Genomic DNA, 19,248 nt, shown 5'->3' with positions numbered 1-19,248 from the left:
CCTCAAACGGCCTCGGCCGGCGCCTTGCCCGTCAGCAGAAGCGAGGTCGCGGCTGCCACGTCGGCCTGCCGCATCAGGCTCTCGCCGACGAGGAAGGTGCCGATCTTGCTCTTTTCCAGCCGGCGGCAATCCTGATGGGTGAAGATGCCGCTCTCGCTGACCAGCAGCCGGTCGGCCGGCACCATGGCGGCAAGCCGCTCGGAAACGTCGAGGCTGGTCTCGAACGTCCTCAAATCGCGATTGTTGATGCCGATCAGCCGTGACGAGAGGCGAAGCGCGCGCTCCGTTTCCTTCTCGTCATGCACCTCGACCAGCGCGTCCATGCCGAGTTCGCAGGCCGTCGCTTCGAGCTCGCTGGCCAAAGCGTCGTCGACGCTTGCCATGATGATGAGGATCGCGTCCGCGCCCCAGGCCCTGGCTTCATAGACCTGGTATGGATCGAAGAGGAAATCCTTCCGCAGGGCGGGCAGGCCGACGGCGGCGCGCGCCGCGGTCAGAAAGCCCGGCGCGCCCTGGAAGGACGGAGCGTCGGTCAGGACCGAAAGGCAGGCAGCACCCCCCTGCTGATATGCCCTGGCGAGCGCCGGCGGATCGAAGTCGGCGCGGATCAAGCCCTTGGAGGGACTGGCCTTCTTGATCTCGGCGATCAGCGCGAAGCCGCCAGCCTTCCGCTTGGTCTCGAGCGCCGCGAGGAAGCCGCGCGGCGGCTCCGTATCCTTGGCCTTGGCCTTGATACCGGCAAGCGGCGCGCTGAGCTTCGCCGCGGCGATCTCTTCACGCTTATAGGCTTCGATCTTGCGCAGTATGTCGGACAAGGTTCTAACCGTTCGAAATCTCGATGAGCTTGTCGAGCACCGCGAGCGCCCGGCCGCTGTCGATGGCTTGCGCGGCGGCCTCAATACCGTCGGCAAACGTCGTCGCCTTGCCGGCCACCACCAGCCCGGCGCCGGCATTCATCAGCACCGTGTCGCGATAGGCGCCGGGATCGCCGCCCAGCATATCGCGCAATGCCGTGGCATTATAGGCCGCATCGCCACCGCGCAGCTCTTCCTTGCTGTGCCGCTTCAGTCCCACCGCTTCCGGGGTGAGCGTGAAGCCGCGGATTTCGCCGCCGGCGAGCTCGGCCACCTGCGTCTCGCCGGTGGTGGTGATCTCGTCGTAGCCGTCGCCGTGCACGACCCAGGCGTGATCGGCCCCAAGCGCCTTCAGCGTCTCGGCCACCGGCGTGATCCATTCCGGCAGGAAGACGCCGACCATCTGGCGGCTGACGCCGGCCGGATTGGACAGCGGACCAAGCAGGTTGAAGATCGTGCGAGTGCCGAGTTCACCCCGGATCGGGCCTACATGCTTCATTGCCGGATGATGCGCCGGCGCGAACATGAAGCCGACGCCGGCCTCGTGGATGCAGCGGCTGATCGTCTCCGGCGGAATGTCGATCTTGACGCCGAGCGCCGTCAGCACGTCGGCGGAACCGGTCAGTGAGGACAGGCCGCGATTGCCGTGCTTGGCGACCGGAACGCCCGCCGCCGCGATGACGAAGGCCGAGGCGGTCGAGATGTTGACGCTGTGCGAATTGTCACCGCCGGTGCCGACGATGTCGATGGCGCCATGCGGAGCTTCGACGCGCAGCATCTTGGCGCGCATGGTGGCCACGGCGCCGGAAATCTCGCTTACGGCTTCGCCGCGCACGCGCAACGCCATCAGGAAACCGCCGATCTGGCCCGGCGTCGCATCGCCAGACATGATGATGTCGAAGGCCTCGCGCGCCTCCTCGAAGGAGAGCGCGGTGCCGGTGGCGACCTTGGCTATGTGTGTCTTGAGAGCGCTCATCGTGTCTGTGCTTGGGAAACGGCGGCCGGATCGATGCGAACGTCATACTGCGACTGCAGCTGCGCCACCAGCTGGTCGAGCAGATCGTCGGATATGCCGGCGCTGAAGGATTTCTGCGCATCGTCCGGGACGGAGCTGCCATCGGCGCCGGCCGGTTCAAAGACCTCGGCGACCTTGAACAGGATCTGGCCGTCGCCCGTGGGCGAGGGGATCAGACCCGTACCGCCTTCGCCGACGCCGAACATGGCCGCAGCACCTTCCTTGCCGAAATCGGCATCGTCGGCTTCGCGCTTCAGGCCGCGCTTGGTCTGTTTCTCGAGTTTCAGCTCGCCCGCGATCACGTCGAGCGTCGTACCGGCCTTGAGGCGCTTTTCCAACTCCTCAGCCTTCGCGTCGAGCCGCTTGTCGGTCTCGGCGGCCGTCCAGTCGGCAGCCACCTTCTGGCGGACTTCGTCCAGCGCGCGGTCACGCGCCGGCGTGATCGACTGGACTTCGTAGAAAACGAAGCCGTTGTCGGCGGTGGTCAGGCCTTCATTCTCCGTGTTCGGCTCGGCCTCGAAGACCGCCTTGATGAGATCCGCCGATTGCGGCAGGTCGTTGACGACCGTGCCGTCCGGCCGCTGGCCGGTGCGGTCGATGGCGTCGATAGTGACGACCTTGAGCTTCAGCTTTTCTGCCGCCTGGGCAAGCGAGGCGCCCGAGGCGCGGGTGTCCTCGTAGCTGTCGTGGACGTCGAGCAGGATGCGGCTCGCCTCGCCGAGCGCCAGGTCCTTGCGGATCTGGTCGGACACTTCGGAGAGGGGCTTCACCACCTGCGGCTTGATCTCAGTGACGCGCAGCAGCACCGGGCCGAAGGCGCCCTGGACCACGGGGCTGACCTCGTTGGCGTTGAGCGAGAAGGCAGCGTCGGCGACCGCCTTGTCGGCGATCTTATCCTTGGCCAGCATGCCGAGCAGCGTGTCGGCCTGGGTCTTGCCTTCGGCGGTGACGATCTTGTCGAAGGTAGCGCCGGTCTTCAGAGAGTCATATGCCGCCTTGGCCGCATCCGGCGTCTTGAACACCAGCTGTTCGATGGTGCGCATTTCAGGCGTGGTGTATCGCGCTTTGTTCTTGTTGTAGTCGTCGGCGACTTGGCTGTCGGTCACCGCCGTGGGGTCCATGATGTCCTGCGGCTCCAGCCGGATATAGGAGAACTTGCGGTATTCCGGCGCGGCGTAGTTCTTCTTGTTGGCTTCGAAATAGGTTTTCAGCGCGCTGTCAGCCGGCGCCTCGATCGGCTGCACAAGCGTCTTCGGCAAAACGAGATAATCGATCGTGCGGTCCTCGCCGCGATAGAGCGCGACAGCCTTCAGGAAGGTCTGCGGCGCCTTGAGACCGTCGGAAATCGCCTCGACGATCTGCTGGCGCACTGCCACCTGCGAGCGGTTCTTCAGATAGTCCTCGGGCCGCATGCCGACCTGGCGAAGCAGATATTCGAAGGTCCTGCGGTCGAACTGGCCGCTCGGGCCCTTGAAGGCCGGATCCTCGCGCGTCAACTCGGCCAGCCGATCCTTGGAAAGGCCAAGCCCCAGCTTGCGCGCCTGCTCGTCAAGCACGGCGCCCGAAACGAGTTGCGCCAGAACCTGGTTGTCGATGCCGAGGAGCTTCGCCTGCTCCCGCGTGATGCGCTGGCCGTATTGCTGCGACAACAGATTGATCTGGCGATCGTAGGCGAGGCGGTACTCATTGATCGACACCGTTGTGCCGCCGGCGGTGATCACGGAATGATGGCCGGCCAAGGTTCCCGACAGGCGCCCGGAAATACCCCAGACGGCAAAGCTCACCACCAGCAACGACAGCAACGCCTTCGCGATCCAGGTGCTCGCCGCGCTTCTCAATAAACCAAGCATGCTAACTTCCGATTTTTGCGCATTTTCGCATGCGCCGAGTCTGAAACAAGCGCAATAGCGTCCTTCCGGCTCACTGTCGATTGCTTTGTGGCCTGATTTTGGTAGTGAGGGCGCTGCCTTATGTCGCCTGGAGAAACCGACCCCATGACCCCTGGAATCCGTCCGCTCGTCGCCGGCAACTGGAAAATGAACGGTACCAGCGCCTCGCTCAACGAGCTGAGGATGATCGGCAACGGCTTCATGAGCGGGCTCGATGCGGAGACGGAAGCATTGGTCTGCGTGCCCGCGACCTTGCTTCACCAAGCCGCCGAGATCCTTTCGCGCACGCCGGTTCGCGCCGGCGGCGAGGATTGCCATCCCAAGGAGAGCGGCGCCTATACGGGTGAGATTTCGGCCGAGATGCTGAAGGATGCCGGCGCCAGCCACGTCATCGTCGGCCATTCCGAGCGCCGCGAGCAATGCGGCGACGACGACGCGATCGTCAACGCCAAGGCGTCGGCGGCCTGGCGGGCAGGGCTGGTGGCGATCATCTGCATCGGCGAGACGCGCGCCGAACGCGAGGCGGGCGCGACGCTCGATGTCCTGTCGCGCCAGCTCAACGGTTCCGTGCCTCCGAGCGCCACCGCCGCCAACACCATCATCGCCTATGAGCCCGTCTGGGCGATCGGCACCGGCCTGACGCCGACCGCCGCCGACGTCGCCGAGGCCCACGCGCATATCCGCGGCAAGCTCATCGCGCTGCTCGGCGATGCCGCGGCCAAGATGCGCATTCTCTATGGCGGTTCGGTCAAGCCGTCCAATGCGGTGGAACTGCTTGGCGTCGAGAATGTCGACGGCGCGCTGGTCGGCGGCGCAAGCCTGAAGGCGGCCGACTTCCTCGCCATTGCGGAAGCCTATATGAACATCTCCTAGCCGCAAGCACGCGCCAGAGAGGCAGGGGACGCGGGCCCAAATCGTTGCAATGGCCGGATTGCTCCCCATATTCCCGGCCACGGGCTTGGAAATGCCGTCAAAGCATTGTAAGGAGCCGCCTCCAAATCACCGGTCGTATGCGCGGCCGAGCACGGCCTCGCCAGGATAAATTATGGAAACCGTACTGATCGTCGTTCACCTCATGGTCGTGCTCGCCCTTGTCGGCGTGGTGCTGCTGCAGCGCTCCGAAGGCGGTGGTCTCGGCATCGGCGGCGGTTCCGGTTTCATGACGGCGCGGGGTGCCGCCAATGCGCTTACCCGCGCAACGGCAATCCTGGCCGCGGCGTTCTTCGTGACTTCGCTCGCCCTGTCCATCATCGCCCGATACGGCGAGAAGCCGATCGACATTCTCGATCGCACGCCGGCCTCGACCACCAACAATGCCGGCAAGGGTGTGCTCAACCAACTGCCGGGCTCGAACGGTCCGGTGGGCAGCTCGCAGCCGGCGGCCCCGTCAGGCGGCACGACGACCACGACGCCGCTGTCGAATGGCGGCACCACTACGGCTCCGGCCACTGCTCCCGCCACGCCGGCGCCGGCGAATCCGACCACGCCGCCGGCCACGAACGGCGTTACCTTGCCGGTCACTCCGCAGGTTCCGAACCAGTAGCCGGGCAAGCATTGCTGCCGCGATCTGTTGTTCTTTGAACACAGTCGCGGCAAATGCTGCTTGATCACGAAGATTCAACCAAGCGTAGCGCGTCGCTCAGCTTGAGGGCGCGCTGGCTAATCGACTATAGATTGCGCGCGGCACTTTTCGGCGTCCTTGGGGGACGCCGGGCGACGCCGTGGGCAACAAGCATTGAACGATCGGATCTTCGCCATGCAGCTTCGCAGCTTCATCCTTTTGGGATTCTGTGCCGTATTCGGCATGGGTTCCGCGGCCCTTGCCTCGCCGGCAAACCTGGCCGCTTCGCCGTCGGTAGAAAAGACCGACGCCATCCCCGTCGCCGCCAAGAGCGACGCATCGCAGCTAAGGCTTCTCAAGAAGAAGAAAAACCCGACTTCAGAGGACCTCGCGCAGATCAGCAAGCTCGAGGCCAAGATCGCGGCCGACAAGGAAGCCGCCAAGGCCAAGGCGCTCGAAGCCCGCAAGCTGGCGATGCGCGAGGCGGCCAAGGCCAAGGCGGATGCGGCGCGTCAGGAATGGCTTGCCAAGAAAGGGTCGGCAGCATCAATGGAAGTGGCCGATGCCATGCCGGTGAAGAAGACCGTGCGGATCATCGCACCGCTCGAGCCCTTGGCGCCGATCGCACCGATCCAAGCCGACGAACCGATCCCGGCCGAGGCGATGAACGTCACGGCCACGGGCAACAATGGTGAGCTGCGCAGCGAGCAGCCGGGCCAGAGGCAGACGAGCAGCGGCGGCCTGTTCGCTGGCCTGTTCGGCGGGCAGTCCGTGTCCTCGATCAGCTATCTTCCCGAGACCCGTGCGCTCGATTCGGCGCTCGCCAAGAAGGATGCCAAGCGGCCGTTCAAGGTGAAGCCGGAATTCGTTCCGCAGGACGTCACGTTCACCGGCTATGAGCCGGGCACCATTGTGATCGATACCAGTGCCCGCCGCCTCTACCTCGTCGAGTCATTTTCCACTGCACGCCGCTATGCCATCGCGGTCGGCCGCGAAGGCCTGCAGTTCAAGGGCACGGTGGCCGTCGGCGACAAGCAGGAATGGCCGCGCTGGATCCCGACGCTCGACATGCAGAAGCGCGAGCCGAAGCACTATGGCCAATACAAGGACGGCATGCCGGGCGGCGGCGAGAACCCGCTCGGTGCGCGCGCCATCTACCTCTATGACGGCAAGAAGGACACGCATCTGCGCATCCACGGCACGATCGCGCCGCAGTCTATCGGAACCAGCGCCTCCAACGGCTGCTTCCGCATGATCAACGAGCACGTCATGGACCTCTACAGCCGCGTCAAGATCGGCACCAAGGTCGTGATCATCTGACGCGTTGAGATAAACTGCCGAAAGGGCCGGCACCGCCGGCCCTTTTGTTTTGAGTCTTTGTTTTGAAGCTTATCGCCCAAGACCGCTGCGCATTTTGGGCGACTTGCGTCAGTGAAATGCCCGTCACGGGTACCGAGGCCATTTTGGGAAAAAGCCTTCGCGGCGGTTTTTTCTCTGGCGGAATCAATCAGGCCGCGTTAAGCGATGACTCCCATGGCGCGATATGTATTCATCACAGGCGGCGTGGTTTCCTCACTCGGAAAAGGCATCGCCGCAGCAGCTCTTGGGGCTCTCCTGCAGGCGCGAGGCTATCGCGCGCGAATCAAAAAGCTCGATCCCTATCTCAATGTCGACCCCGGAACGATGTCGCCCTACCAGCATGGCGAAGTGTTCGTGACCGATGACGGGGCCGAGACTGATCTCGATCTCGGCCACTATGAGCGCTTCACCGGCCGCTCGGCCAACCAGCAGGACAACATCACCACCGGCCGCATCTACAAGAACATCATCGAGCGCGAGCGGCGCGGCGATTACCTCGGCGCCACCGTGCAGGTGATCCCGCACGTCACCGACGAGATCAAGCATTTCGTCCTCGACGGCAATGACGACTACGATTTTGTCCTGTGCGAGATCGGCGGCACGGTCGGCGACATCGAAGCGATGCCGTTCCTGGAAGCGATTCGCCAGCTCGGCAACGACCTGCCGCGCAACAACGCCGTCTATGTGCATCTGACGCTGATGCCCTACATTCCGACCGCCGGCGAGTTGAAGACCAAGCCGACCCAGCATTCGGTCAAGGAATTGCGCGGCATCGGCATTGCGCCCGACATTCTTCTGGTGCGCGCCGATCGGCCGATCCCCAAGGAAGAGCGTCGAAAGCTCTCGCTGTTCTGCAACGTGCGCGAAAGCGCTGTCATCCAGGCACTCGACGTGCCGCACATCTATGACGTGCCGATGGCCTACCACAAGGAGGGGCTAGATTCGGAAGTGCTCGCCGCCTTCGGCATCGACCCGGCGCCGAAGCCGCGCATGGAGCCCTGGCAGGCGCTCTCCAGCCGTATCCACAATCCGGAAGGCGAGGTGACGATTGCCGTCGTGGGCAAATACACCGGCCTCAAGGATGCTTATAAATCGTTGATCGAGGCGCTCTCGCATGGCGGCCTCGCCAACCGCGTCAAGGTGAAGCTCGACTGGATCGAGAGCGAGATCTTCGAGAAGGAAGATCCCGCACCCTGGCTGGAAAAGGTGCACGGCATCCTCGTTCCCGGCGGTTTTGGCGAGCGCGGTTCGGAAGGCAAGATCCTGGCCGCGAAATTCGCGCGCGAGCGCAAGGTGCCTTATTTCGGCATCTGCTTCGGCATGCAGATGGCCTGCATCGAGGCGGCGCGGTCGCTCGCCGGCGTCGAGCATGCGTCGTCGACCGAGTTCGGCCCGACCGAGGAGCCCGTCGTCGGCCTGATGACCGAGTGGCTGAAGGGCAACATGCTGGAGAAGCGCAGAGCGAGCGGCGACCTCGGCGGCACGATGCGGCTCGGCGCCTACCAGGCCGATCTCGCCAAGGGTTCGAAGATCGCCGAGATCTACGGCGATACGCAGATCTCCGAGCGCCACCGGCATCGCTACGAGGTCAATATCGACTACAAGCAGCGGCTGGAGGATTGCGGGCTGGTGTTTGCCGGCATGTCGCCGGACGGAGTGCTGCCGGAGACGGTGGAATATCCCGACCATCCCTGGTTCATCGGCGTGCAGTACCACCCGGAACTGAAGAGCCGGCCGCTCGAGCCGCATCCGCTGTTCGCAAGCTTCATTTCGGCGGCGGTGGAACAGTCGCGGCTTGTGTGAGCGATCGGGCTTGGGCCGGTCATGAAAACCTATGTCGCGCTGCTCTACAGCATCATCCTGGGCGAGCGGCGGCGGGTCGTCATGGCCGACCTCAAGGCGATGGCCGAAGGCATCGGCCTCAAGAATGTCCGCACGCTGGTGGCGACGGGCAATCTGGTCTTCGAGGCGCGGACGGTCAAAATTCCCGATCTCGAGCGACGGCTGGAGATGGCCTTCGAAGAGACTTTCGGCCGTCATGTCGACATCATCGTGCGCGGCGCCGAAGACTGGCTGAAGCTCGCAGCCGGCAATCCGTTCCCCGCCGAATCCGTGGACACCGCCGATCAGGTGGCAGTACGTGTCATGCGCCGCTCGGCGCCGGTCGAGGCTGTTGAGGCGCTGCATTCCTATGCCGCCGAGGATGAAAAGGTGGCTTCGGTCGACGGCGATATCTGGCTTGTCTTTTCGCGCGAGCGGCCAAGTTCGCGGCTGCTTGCGGCCGCCAATCACAAGCGCTTGGGCGTCGGCACGTCGCGCAACTGGAACACGGTGCGTCGCCTGGCCGAGATGGTAGGCAGTAGGCAGTAGGCAGTAGGCAGTAGGCAGTAGGGGTGCGTTCCCTATTGCCTAACGCCTACTGCCTCATTTTCAAGCCTTTGCCGTCCGGACGTCTGCGCCCAGCGCCATGGTGCGCAGCACGTAATAGACGGCACCCGCGATCGCTACGCCGAAGAACCAGCCATAGACGCCCCACCAGGACGGCAGCCAGTTGGTGAAGTTGGGCAGGATCGAGGAGAAGATCGCGCCGATGCCGGCGGCGATGAAGGCGTTGACGTGCCAGCCGCCCTGGAAGCGGAACTCGCCGTCCTCAAGGTAGAGCGCGTTGACGTCGACCTCGCCCTTCCGGATGAGATAGTAGTCGACCATCATCACGCCGAAGATCGGCCCCATCGTCGCGCCGATGATGTTGACGAAGGAGGCTGCGCTGCCTTCCCAGGGCGCGAAGGGATACAGCACGAGTGCAATCAACGCTGCGATATAGCCGCCCTTCTTGAAGTCGATCTGGCGCGGGAAGACGTTGGAGAAGTCGAAGGCCGGCGAGACGAAGTTCGCCACGACGTTGATGCCGAGCGTCGCCACAGCGAAGGTCAGCGCTGCGAGAGCCGCCAGGAACCAGCTGTCGAACTTGGCCGAGATCTGGTCGGGATGCAGCAGCACCTCGTGATAGACGTCGTAGGCGGCGATCGTGGTGACGCCGGCGACCAGCGAGAACAGGATGAGGTTGACGGGCAGGCCCCAGATGTTGCCCTTGCGCAGCGCCGCATTGTCCGGCGCGTAGCGGGCGAAGTCGCAGAAGTTGAGGTAGAGAGCCGAGAAATAGGTCACCCAGATCGCCGCCACCGCGAACAGGGCCGTCCACGATCCCGGTTGACCCGGCACGCCGGCATCCTTGGTCTTGTCGAGCAGCACGTCCATCGGGATGTCGCTGGTGAAGGCGAAGGTGCCCGACTTCACGCAGAGATAGATCGCCAGGATGAGCATCATCACCCACACGGCGGGGCCGGCCCAATCCTGGAAGCGGCGCACCGTTTCCATGCCTTTCTGGATGATCAAAAGCTGCAGCGCCCAGATGACGACGAAGCAGATCACTTCCAGGGTGGAATGGCCGAGAAGATGCGAGCTCTTGTTGAACTCGTCGAACCACTGCAGCCGGGTCAGCAGCGCCACGATCGCGCCCGATGCGGCGGCTGTCTGCGCGCCGTACCAGAAGCAGGCGACGACGGCGCGCACCAGCGCCGGGATGTTGGCGCCCCAGATGCCGAAGGAGGCGCGCGCAAGCACGGGGTAGGGCACGCCGGTCTTCACGCCGGCATAGCCGACCAGGTTCATCAACGCGTAGATGATCAGCGAGCCGATGCCGATGGCGATGATGAAGTTGACGAAGCCGCCGCAGAACAGGAACAGACTGGCGGCGAGATAATAGCCCCAGAGACTGTGGACGTCGGAGGTCCAGACGTTGAAGATCGAAAACGGTCCCCAGTTCCTGACCGTTGCCGGAGCCAGATCCTCGTTGTAGAGGCCGGGCGATGCGCCTTGTATGATCATTGCAAGTGTTCCCCTTTTGCAAAACGCGCCCTCACGCGTTAACCGTCGAGGTTAAGCCTGACGCAGGGGAACCGGCAAGCAACCCATTTGCCGGCTTTCGCCTTAAAGACATTCAATGAGAATCCTCGTTGTCGCCGGCTCCGAGTCGGCATCGTAGCTTGAGTCGGCGGACCTTTTGCTGCAGAGTCCGCACAGCGGGCCGTCGGTTCCAGACTTTTTCGACCAGCAACCAAATTCGTTTGGAACCAAACCCCTGGACATGCGTTTAATGCGGTTCGGCCGCGTTGCGGTCGACCGGGAGGATAACGATGGATCGCTTGCATTTCTTTACCCCAGTGCGGATCGCGCGTGGGCAGGGATACCCCTTGGAGGAAGTCGACAGCGTCTCCGAAGCGATGGTATTCCTGCGGAAGTGGCCTACGGGAAGACGCGGCCCGGTTTATCAGTGCGCCGTGAATTGCTGCTCGGCGGCGATGGCTGGCAAGATGTCGGCCGAGGAAGCGAGAAAAGCCTTTGTCGGCTTTGCCCGCATCACCCGGATTCTCGACGACGACATGGCGCTGCCTCTGGGCGGTGCGTCCATGGAGAATGTCTACGCCCTGAGGCGATGAGGCGATAGGACCGCCGGTCTGGTGGCAGCTCCTGGCTGCTGGTCGCACGATGTTGCGAGGCGTTGGCTTAAAGGCCAACGCCACGTAGCGTTTTGTCTTCATTGGCACCCTGTTGTTTCAATTCTCCCTGAAAGAGCGCGTGAGGGAGGCCTGCACCGGGGCCAGCATTGGGTAAGCAAAGCATCTCAATTCTCACGAAGACTCCGCCCCGCGCTGTCGAGGATAGGGCCAAGTAGATAGGCGAATACGCTCTGTTCGCCATCCATCAGCATTATTTCGGCAGGCATCCCGGGGATGAGCTTCACCTGCTGCAAGGCTGCCAAGTCTTCAGGAACGACATCTACTTTCGCGAGAAAATATGGCTGTCCCGTTCGCTCATCCGACATGGCGTCGGCGGAAATAGAGCGTAGCTTGCCATGAATTAGGGGCAGACTCCGTTGCCTGTATGCGGTCAGGACAACTCGTGCCGACATTCCGGGTCTAATGCGCTCGATGTCTGTGGGGCGCACCCGGGCGTCGATCACCAAATGGTTGCCGTCGGGAACGATATCGAGCAGCGGCTGCCCGGGTGCGACGACGCCCGTCTCAGTGTTGATTCTCAGGTTCATCACCGTGCCATCGATCGGCGCGCGAATGACAGTTCGAACGAGCATGTCCTCGCGCGATGGCAGCTGGCCTTTGACTTCCGCCAAAACCCGGCGAACTTCGGCGAGTTCCGAACCGATCTTCTCTTGGCGTTCCTCGCCAACCGTGACCAATTGCAGACGCGTTTCTCCGATCTGTTGTTCATTCTCGGCGATCTTGGCATGATTTGACGCCTTTGTGGCAGCAACCTCGGCGCTCCCGCGCTGGAGCGCCAGCACTCTTGGCTTGCGTTCGAGCCCCTTGTCGATAAGTGTCTGGATACCCTGTATTTCTTCATCGATCAGGGCGATCTGCTCGTCTTCCGCTGCAATCATCTCCCGAAGTCCGACGTTCTGCTCCTGCAGCTGTCGAATGCGTGCGTCGAGTATCTGCAACCGCCCCTGATGCGCGGCGCGTCGGCTGAGAAACAACTGCCGTTGCCCATCGACGATCTTCCTCATTTCGTTCGAGTCCAGGAGAAGTTGCTCCGGGAAGCTTATGTCAAGCGCACCGGTTTGCTCCGCCTCAAGTCGGGCTTGGCTTGCCAGCAGATACAAGGATCTCTCGCGGAACTCCGCATCGAGCGCTTTGGCCCTCGTATCGTCGAGTGTGATAAGCGGCGTCCCGGCTTTGACGACGTCACCCTCTCGAACGTGAATGGTTCGTATGATCCCGCCCTCGAGATGCTGGACGGTTTGTCGGTGGCCGTCGGGGCTAATGATGCCGGGAGCCAGCGCCGCGCTGGCCAGAGGGGCCAAAACACTCCAGCCTCCCAGGGCCAGCACAAAGAGAGCAGTCGCCACGACGCCAAGCCGGCGTGGGAAACGCGTGATGTCCCCAAGAGACCTGGCTTGACCTGTTCTCCCGGATGCAGATCCCGAACCAAACAGCCGGATAAGCATCGCGATCGCCAAAAGTATCGCGCCGCCGATCGCTAGCATAATGGCAGTGTCACTCAGTTCGATGCCGTAGACAGCCAACTGGCGATGTACGACAGCAATAAGCGAGGTGAACGCCGATTGAAGAACTTTGCTTATGTCGGACAGCAGGGTTTCCAACCAGGTGATCATCGCACGTACGGCTTCATGGTAGTCCTGCATGGTTCACTCCGCTGCGGAGATTGTATGTTCCGAGGCAGCGGGCGAAGGCTGCCCCTGAGACGGAACCGCCTGCACTGGCAACTTTGCAGGCACCAAAGACGGCACTGGCCTAATCATTTGATCGCGCGGACCGAACCCCGCCAGTGCACCGTGGTCCAGCGCCGCGATCTTGTCGGCGGATTTCAACACGGAGGCGCGATGGGTGACGATCAGGACCGTAACCTGGAGCTGCTTGAGAGTTGCCAAGGTCTCGATGAGCGCTCTATCGCCCGCCTCGTCCAGATTCGCGTTGGGTTCGTCCAACACCACAAGCGCCGGAGCGCCATACAAAGCGCGCGCAAGGCCCAGCCGCTGCCGCTGACCCTGCGAGATGCGCCGCGAGTGCAGCGCTATGTCGGTCTCGTAGCCGGCAGGCAAAGCGAGAATCAATTCATGCACGCCTGCCATCTGGGCCGCACGGACCAGCGCGCTGCTGTCGATTTCACGGAAACGGGCAATGTTTTGCGCAACGGTGCCCGGAAGGAACTCAACCTGCTGCGGCAGGTAGCCTATATACGGACCAAGATCCTCGGGGTGCCAGTCGAACACGTCCGCTCCATCGAGCCGGACATGACCCTTTGCCGGTTTCCAGGCGCCGACGGCCAGGCGGCATAGTGTCGACTTGCCGGAACCGGACGGTCCCACCACCGCGCAATTCTCGCCGGGCTCCAGGGCGAAGCGGATGCCGTGCAGCAACGGCTCCGTGCTGCCCGGAGGCACATAGAAAATATCATCGAAGGACAGTCTGGCCTTCGGCCGGGGAAGCGCAACGCGCTCGCTGCTGTCGCGATCGACGCGCTCGAACAGCTGTAGCAAGTTAGCATGCGCTCCTCTCGCGGCCACAAAGGCGCGCCAGGCAGCGGTGGCGCGTTCGATCGGCGCGAGCGCACGCCCCATGGTGATCGAACCCGCGATCATCGCGCCGGCGGTGATCGCGCCGGCAAGAACGTAGTAGGCGCCGACGCCCAGGATCGCCACCTGCAGCGCGATGCGGACGCTGCGGGAAAGGGAAAGGATCACGGTCGTCTTGTCTTGGAGCGACTGCTGCTCCGCGGCGATCTCGGCATGGCGGAGACGCCAGTTCTCGAATACCTGCCGCGCCATGCCGAGTGGGCCGATCGTCTCGCCGGCGTCGACGAACTTGATGGCGTTGTCCTGGCTGGCGCGCGCGTCGGCCGCGGAGCGTTTCTGGCGCTCCCTTGTCAACAGATCGTTGGTGATAGCCAGCCCGAAGAGCAGAGCCGCGCCGAGCGTGCCGACAATGCCAATCGCCGGATGCAGCGCCCACATGAAAACGAGGAAGATGACGCTCCAGGGCATATCGAGAAAAGCCTGCGCGGCGTCGCTTCCATAGAAGTTCCGGAGATTGCCAACGTCCCGGATTCCGCCCTGCAGGTTTTCGCCTTCAAGGCGGGCCTCCATCGCGCGCTTGAGTACGGGAGCGTTCAACTCGCAGTCCACCCAGGCCGCGACGCGGCCCAGAACCATGCGCCGCGACTGTTCGAGCACGCCATAAATAGCAATGGCGAACAGAGCGATCGCGGTCAGCCACAACAGTGTGTCCAGGGATCCGGTCGAAAGCACACGGTCATAAACCTGGAGCATGTATATGGTCGAAACAAGAAGCAGCAGGTTGAGTAGGCAGCTCAGGATTATCAGCAGCGGGAACTCCCTGCGGACGGCCTTCATCACCTGCGCAAGGCGAGAGTTGGTGGTTTGCTTGAGCATCGGCTATGGGCTCCGGCCCCGAAGCTTGATCCTGAAGGGCGAGAGCCCGCCCTGGTGGGGCGGGCTCTCAGACGTTCAAACAGTGGCGGGATCCAGATGGACGGAGAATGGATCCGTGCTGCTGTCATGATCGCCATCGAAGAGATCGGCCGTGAAGTTCAGGTCGAGAGGTTGCGGCGAGAACTCGGTCGACACGGTGAAGGTGATGGTGGGAACCTTGATGGTGCCCCTGCCCATGATAAGCTGGACCGCGTCGATATCGTTCGACCCGCTGGGATCGCCGATCGTGAAGCTGGCCGTTGAGCTGGTAACGGTGAGATCGCCCGCGACAACCTTGTGATCCGCGCTCACTGTGCCGTCACTGTAGTAGATGCGATAGAAGAGATCTTCATTGCTCGGTGTGTAGCCGCCGTTCGTCTTGTTGTTGATGGACACGGTCATGCTGCTCACCGTGCCTTCCGGGTCGACCACGAAGCTTTCGTCGATCTTGCCCCCAGAGGTCGTGGCGCCATCGATCCCGGCGATGGAGTTGCCTTCGAACAGGTTGTCACCAAGCCCGATGCCCGCGGTACTGACGTTCATCTGATTTGGGCTGAGGTAGGTTGCCGTGCCTTGGATGGTAGCCTCGCTGGCATTGAGGAACACCTTTATGTCAGCTGGATCGGTCCCGGCCTTGACCGCCGAGAACACGACGTCCTCGCTGCCGATGGTCAAGGTCCGCACCGGATCCGGTCCGCCCGCATCGAGACTTCCCTGGTCCGTCGAGAAGGTGGTCACGGTCTCTGGAGGTGTCGTGACGGTGATGGCGTAACTGTCGTTGTTCGGATCAAGCGTGAGTGTAAAATCGACAATTTCGTTGGTGCCGTCGCCGTTGAAATCTGCGGTGATCGAACCGTCGAAGGTAAAATCGCCCGTCTGCGTGAAATCGCTGTTGGCGTCCGTAGTCTGGACGGTACCATGGCTATCGATCTGGAAGCTGTCGAAGGTCATGCTCAACGAGCCGAACCCGTCGGCGCCTGGATCGTGGGTCGTCCAAACCCCCTGGGCGCCGTTCGTATAGTCACCGTCTGTGTCCGCGATCGCGTTCGCCGGCCCGTCATCGTAGAACTCGAGGTGGTCGCCGACTGGCACCGCCGCCGTTACCGCATTGTCGACTGTGAATCCGCCGATGCTGAAGTGGATGTTCGATCCGGCCGCCTCAGCATTCTCTACCAGGACGCGGTTGTGATCACCATCGGTCTCGAATTTGATCACGTCCTTGTCATGCACGCCCGACACGATCACGCCGTCGCCACTGGTCGTGAACGAAACCTCGGTGCCGTTGATATAGACATGGGTGATCGTGACGGCCGTGTCGTCGGCGAGCCCTGGGAAGTAGTCTCCCTTGCTTTCGACATCCGTTGTAAGCGCCGTCAGCTTCACCGAGACGCTGGTGCCGCCGGTCAGCTTGACGATGGTGAGCGATGCCGCATCCGAATCCTGCAGGCCCGTGAAGGCGATGTCATTGATAGTGGTCGCCTCCTGGTGCGACAGGTTCGGAGCGATGAAACTCGGGTCCATGCCGGTAACGTAGGTGAAGTACAGACCTTTGCCGGCGCGCACGTCCTGCGAGTCGGTGCCGAGCGTCGTGGCGCCGCCGCCCTTGCTGCTGTTGACGGTGTGGCTGGCTGAGGTGCCGCTCACCAGCAATGCGTCGGCGGAGCTTCCGAACGCCATGAAAAGGTTGTTGCCGGCCGGAGCGCCCGCAAAGCTGAAGCTCTGCTCGCCTGTGGCGGCAACGCCCAGAGTGTCAGGTAGCGTCACGACATCATCGGGATCGGTGTCGACCGGATGCGCCAGTGGCTCGAACAGCACGGTCCAAAGCTGGCCGCCGGTGATCACGTTGTTCTGGTCGGTAACTTCTTCGAGATAGACCGCGAAAACGATCTGGCCGCCGGAGTCCGCCGTCGTCCCCGAGCCCTCGCGGCCGAGGAGCACGTTGTCATTGTTCGGGTCGGTGTAGAGAAAGATCTCATTGCCGTCGAGCGTTTGCTGGCCGCTGTCCAGCCCGTCGACTGGGGCCGGATTCTGGCCGTTCGAATCGAGCGCGACGAAGCCGAGACCTTGAACCGGACTCGTCGCATTGGTCAGCGTGATATCGACATTCTCGTCGCCGGCGATTTCGATCGCGTCGGCTACCGTTAGAGTGTCGGCAGCCAGAGCCGCGTTGATCGCCGCAAGAGCACTGGCATGATTTGTCTGGAAATAGCTGAGGCTGATATCGTCCTGCTGCAAGTCAGGTGTTTCGTCGATTGAGGTCGTGCCGACCACGTTGATAGTGACAGCCATGATAATTATCCTCCGCTTGAATGCGACAGGCGCAATGCAGCCCCAACGCTGCTAGGTTCCTGGCCGCGCGAACGCGCATCCGCTGACTCGCGTCAACGCCACGCATTTCCGTTAAAACAAAGTTTGAGTAAGTTGGCTAAGGGGGTAGAGGGTGTTGAAGGGGCCGCCGCTCCCCCGCTCCGTGCCCCGTCAGGCATTTCTAGGGGGATGCGTCCTGCGCGCATCGGTAACCCACCAACGGCGGGCACCAAGGATCAATGATGAGGGCATACTCAACCCCGCCCCTCTTCCCAACAGGCATAACTGCCTGTACGCCTCCCGCTCAGAACATGAGTACGAAAAGTTTACTCTTATTTGTGGAAAGTTAAAATCGGACCGTTGCTTTATTGCAAAAAATGTGAAGAGGAAATGGTCCAATCGATCCTGGGACCTTTGTCCCTGTTCATTCGAACTATATGAAACTAAAAGAGAATATTACGGTCCCGCATCTACCAAATGTGGATGATAGTGTGGCGGAAAGAACTCAAAAGGCGATGCAACCACTGCTTGCTATAGCACCAATGATGGATTGGACGGACCGGCATTGCCGGTTCTTTCACCGTCAGTTGACAGGTAGGTCGCTGCTCTACACCGAGATGGTTGTGGCCGACGCCGTCATCCATGGCGCACGCGATCGGCTGCTTGGATTCGACGATGCCGAGCATCCGGTTGCGCTACAGCTTGGCGGCTCGGATCCGCGAAAGCTTGCCGAAGCGGCGGTGATCGGCGAGGCGTTCGGCTACGACGAGATCAACCTCAATGTCGGCTGCCCGTCCGACCGCGTCCAGTCGGGCACGTTCGGGGCCTGCCTGATGAAGGCGCCGATGCTGGTCGCGGACTGCGTCGCGGCGATGAAAGCGGCGGTGAAGATCCCCGTCACGGTCAAATGCCGTATCGGCGTCGATGACCAGGACCCTGAGCCTGCGCTCGACACGATGGCCGACGGAGTATTGGCGTCGGGCGCCGACGCGCTCTGGGTGCACGCCCGCAAGGCGTGGCTGGAGGGGCTGAGCCCCAAGGAAAATCGCGAAATCCCGCCGCTCGATTATCCGCGCGTCTACCGGCTCAAGGCCAGGGAGCCGAACCAATTCATCGGCATCAATGGCGGCATTCAATCGCTCGACGAGGCTTCGGACCATCTCGGCCATGTCGACGGCGCCATGCTCGGCCGCGCTGCCTATCATACGCCTGGCATTCTCACCGGCATCGATGCCGCATTTTACGGCGAGGCGCGGGTCGCTTTCGACTACGCGGCGCTCATGGATGCAATGGCCGGCTATGCCGCGCGTCACATCGACAAGGGCGGGCGGCTCGGTCATGTCACGCGCCATATGGTCGGGCTGTTCCATGGCCTTCCCGGCGCGCGCCGATACCGGCAGATTCTGTCCACCGATGCCAACAAGCCCGGCGCCGGGCCGGAAGTGCTGGAAACGGCGTTCGCGGCAATAGATTTCACGGCGGAGGCCGAAGCAGCCTGACGCCTTGTCGAGCAGCTAGTCCCTAAGGATCATGCGGTCGCCGCGCACGTCGAAGCCCGACAGCGAGCTGATGAAGTTCATGCCGAGCAGGCTTTGCTCGAGCATGCCCGGCGCTGCGATCATCACCGGCATATCCTTGCGCACGATCCCGCCGATCGCCATCTCGTTGGTCCTGGCCGTAGCGGCGCGCGCCATGCCGTTGGCGGTCGAAACGTCCACGGTGTAGCTCAGCGTCGCCGGGTTGAAGCCGGCCGCCTGGGCGTCCTCCGCCGTCAGCACCGTGCTGGTCGCGCCGGTGTCGACCACCGTGCGCACCGGCCTGCCGTTGACGAGAATTCGGGCCTCGAAATGGCCATTGTCGGCCTTGTCGAGCGTCACGGTGGCGCGGCCATTGTCCACCCCGAGCGCCAGCGGACTTCCCGGAACAAGGCCGGCCGTGACGCGGCTGGCAACGTCCTGAAGCTCGTAGCGATATTGGTAGCCGGCGATCAGCGCCAGCACTATTGCCGCCCAGACGCCGAAATTGCGCGCCATGTCTCCGAGTGGCCGGCCCGAGCGGACGAGGCTGGCGCCGATCACCGCTACCAGGACACCAACCCAGATCAGCCGGCTGAAATCGTGGTTCTCGATGCCGAAGGTGCGGCCGGCGGAATCGTTCATCATCAGCAGGATCAGCCCGGCGCCGATCACCAGCATGACGATCCAGAACAGGCGGTTCATGGCCAACCCTTTCTC

General features: G+C 62.6%; 15 protein-coding genes. 7 read left to right on the top strand and 8 right to left on the bottom strand.

Annotated elements, in window-relative coordinates; all coding sequences use genetic code 11:
• Window positions 1–2 precede the first annotated feature (2 nt).
• From trpC to AU465_RS06780, 3 genes are read right to left on the bottom strand one after another with little or no spacing between them, the layout of a single operon-like run.
• On the bottom strand, window positions 3–815 hold the full coding sequence (trpC, locus tag AU465_RS06790) for an indole-3-glycerol phosphate synthase TrpC (RefSeq protein ID WP_192245179.1): 813 nt from the start codon (window positions 813–815) through the stop codon (window positions 3–5).
• Window positions 816–819: 4 nt separating this feature from the next.
• Window positions 820–1,830, bottom strand: coding sequence for an anthranilate phosphoribosyltransferase (gene trpD, locus AU465_RS06785; protein WP_192245178.1), 1,011 nt, complete (start codon window positions 1,828–1,830; stop codon window positions 820–822).
• Window positions 1,827–3,719: a SurA N-terminal domain-containing protein gene (locus AU465_RS06780; protein WP_192245177.1), complete on the bottom strand. Its 1,893-nt coding sequence runs from the start codon at window positions 3,717–3,719 to the stop codon at window positions 1,827–1,829. Before AU465_RS06780 ends, trpD begins: the two co-directional genes overlap by 4 nt.
• Window positions 3,720–3,863: 144 nt before the next feature.
• On the opposite strand from AU465_RS06780, the gene tpiA reads away from it, so the two are divergent.
• The 5 genes from tpiA (at window position 3,864) to AU465_RS06755 (ending at window position 9,048) form a co-directional block, all read left to right on the top strand.
• A complete protein-coding gene (gene tpiA, locus AU465_RS06775; RefSeq protein WP_192245176.1) occupies window positions 3,864–4,631 on the top strand; it encodes a triose-phosphate isomerase in 768 nt (255 codons plus the stop codon).
• Between the two features lie 172 nt (window positions 4,632–4,803).
• Entirely contained in the window at window positions 4,804–5,301 is a 498-nt protein-coding gene (secG, locus tag AU465_RS06770; protein ID WP_192245175.1) for a preprotein translocase subunit SecG, read from the top strand.
• A gap of 213 nt (window positions 5,302–5,514) precedes the next feature.
• Window positions 5,515–6,639, top strand: a complete 1,125-nt coding sequence (locus AU465_RS06765) for a L,D-transpeptidase (protein ID WP_192245297.1) — start codon at window positions 5,515–5,517, stop codon at window positions 6,637–6,639.
• A gap of 204 nt (window positions 6,640–6,843) precedes the next feature.
• Window positions 6,844–8,481, top strand: a complete 1,638-nt coding sequence (gene pyrG, locus AU465_RS06760; protein WP_281396699.1) for a CTP synthase — start codon at window positions 6,844–6,846, stop codon at window positions 8,479–8,481.
• 21 nt (window positions 8,482–8,502) lie between these two features.
• Window positions 8,503–9,048, top strand: coding sequence for a DUF1697 domain-containing protein (locus AU465_RS06755; protein WP_192245173.1), 546 nt, complete (start codon window positions 8,503–8,505; stop codon window positions 9,046–9,048).
• 60 nt (window positions 9,049–9,108) lie between these two features.
• On the opposite strand, the gene AU465_RS06750 is transcribed toward AU465_RS06755, so the two are convergent.
• Window positions 9,109–10,566 (bottom strand): NCS1 family nucleobase:cation symporter-1, encoded by a 1,458-nt coding sequence (locus AU465_RS06750; protein WP_192245171.1) that lies wholly within the window; start codon window positions 10,564–10,566, stop codon window positions 9,109–9,111.
• Window positions 10,567–10,874: 308 nt separating this feature from the next.
• On the opposite strand from AU465_RS06750, the gene AU465_RS06745 reads away from it, so the two are divergent.
• A complete protein-coding gene (locus AU465_RS06745) occupies window positions 10,875–11,177 on the top strand; it encodes a DUF982 domain-containing protein (protein ID WP_192245169.1) in 303 nt (100 codons plus the stop codon).
• 185 nt (window positions 11,178–11,362) lie between these two features.
• Here the strand turns inward: AU465_RS06745 and AU465_RS06740 are convergent, their stop codons facing one another.
• The 3 genes from AU465_RS06740 to AU465_RS06730 form a co-directional block, all read right to left on the bottom strand.
• Window positions 11,363–12,901 (bottom strand): HlyD family type I secretion periplasmic adaptor subunit, encoded by a 1,539-nt coding sequence (locus AU465_RS06740; RefSeq protein WP_192245167.1) that lies wholly within the window; start codon window positions 12,899–12,901, stop codon window positions 11,363–11,365.
• Window positions 12,902–12,904: 3 nt separating this feature from the next.
• The gene (locus AU465_RS06735) at window positions 12,905–14,668 is read right to left on the bottom strand and encodes a type I secretion system permease/ATPase (protein WP_192245165.1); all 1,764 of its coding nucleotides are present in this window, start codon (window positions 14,666–14,668) and stop codon (window positions 12,905–12,907) included.
• A 75-nt stretch (window positions 14,669–14,743) separates the two neighbouring features.
• The gene (locus tag AU465_RS06730; protein ID WP_192245162.1) at window positions 14,744–16,996 is read right to left on the bottom strand and encodes an autotransporter outer membrane beta-barrel domain-containing protein; all 2,253 of its coding nucleotides are present in this window, start codon (window positions 16,994–16,996) and stop codon (window positions 14,744–14,746) included.
• A gap of 455 nt (window positions 16,997–17,451) precedes the next feature.
• On the opposite strand from AU465_RS06730, the gene dusA reads away from it, so the two are divergent.
• Window positions 17,452–18,513: a tRNA dihydrouridine(20/20a) synthase DusA gene (gene dusA, locus AU465_RS06725; RefSeq protein WP_192245160.1), complete on the top strand. Its 1,062-nt coding sequence runs from the start codon at window positions 17,452–17,454 to the stop codon at window positions 18,511–18,513.
• A gap of 15 nt (window positions 18,514–18,528) precedes the next feature.
• Here dusA and AU465_RS06720 read toward each other — a convergent pair whose 3' ends face one another.
• Window positions 18,529–19,233, bottom strand: a complete 705-nt coding sequence (locus AU465_RS06720; RefSeq protein ID WP_192245158.1) for a TIGR02281 family clan AA aspartic protease — start codon at window positions 19,231–19,233, stop codon at window positions 18,529–18,531.
• Window positions 19,234–19,248: the final 15 nt, after the last annotated feature.

It is taken from the genome of Mesorhizobium silamurunense (assembly GCF_014843905.1).
Lineage (GTDB): Bacteria > Pseudomonadota > Alphaproteobacteria > Rhizobiales > Rhizobiaceae > Mesorhizobium > Mesorhizobium silamurunense.
The sequence above is the reverse complement of the archived record's forward strand: the minus strand, read 5'-3'. Positions and strand labels throughout refer to the sequence as shown.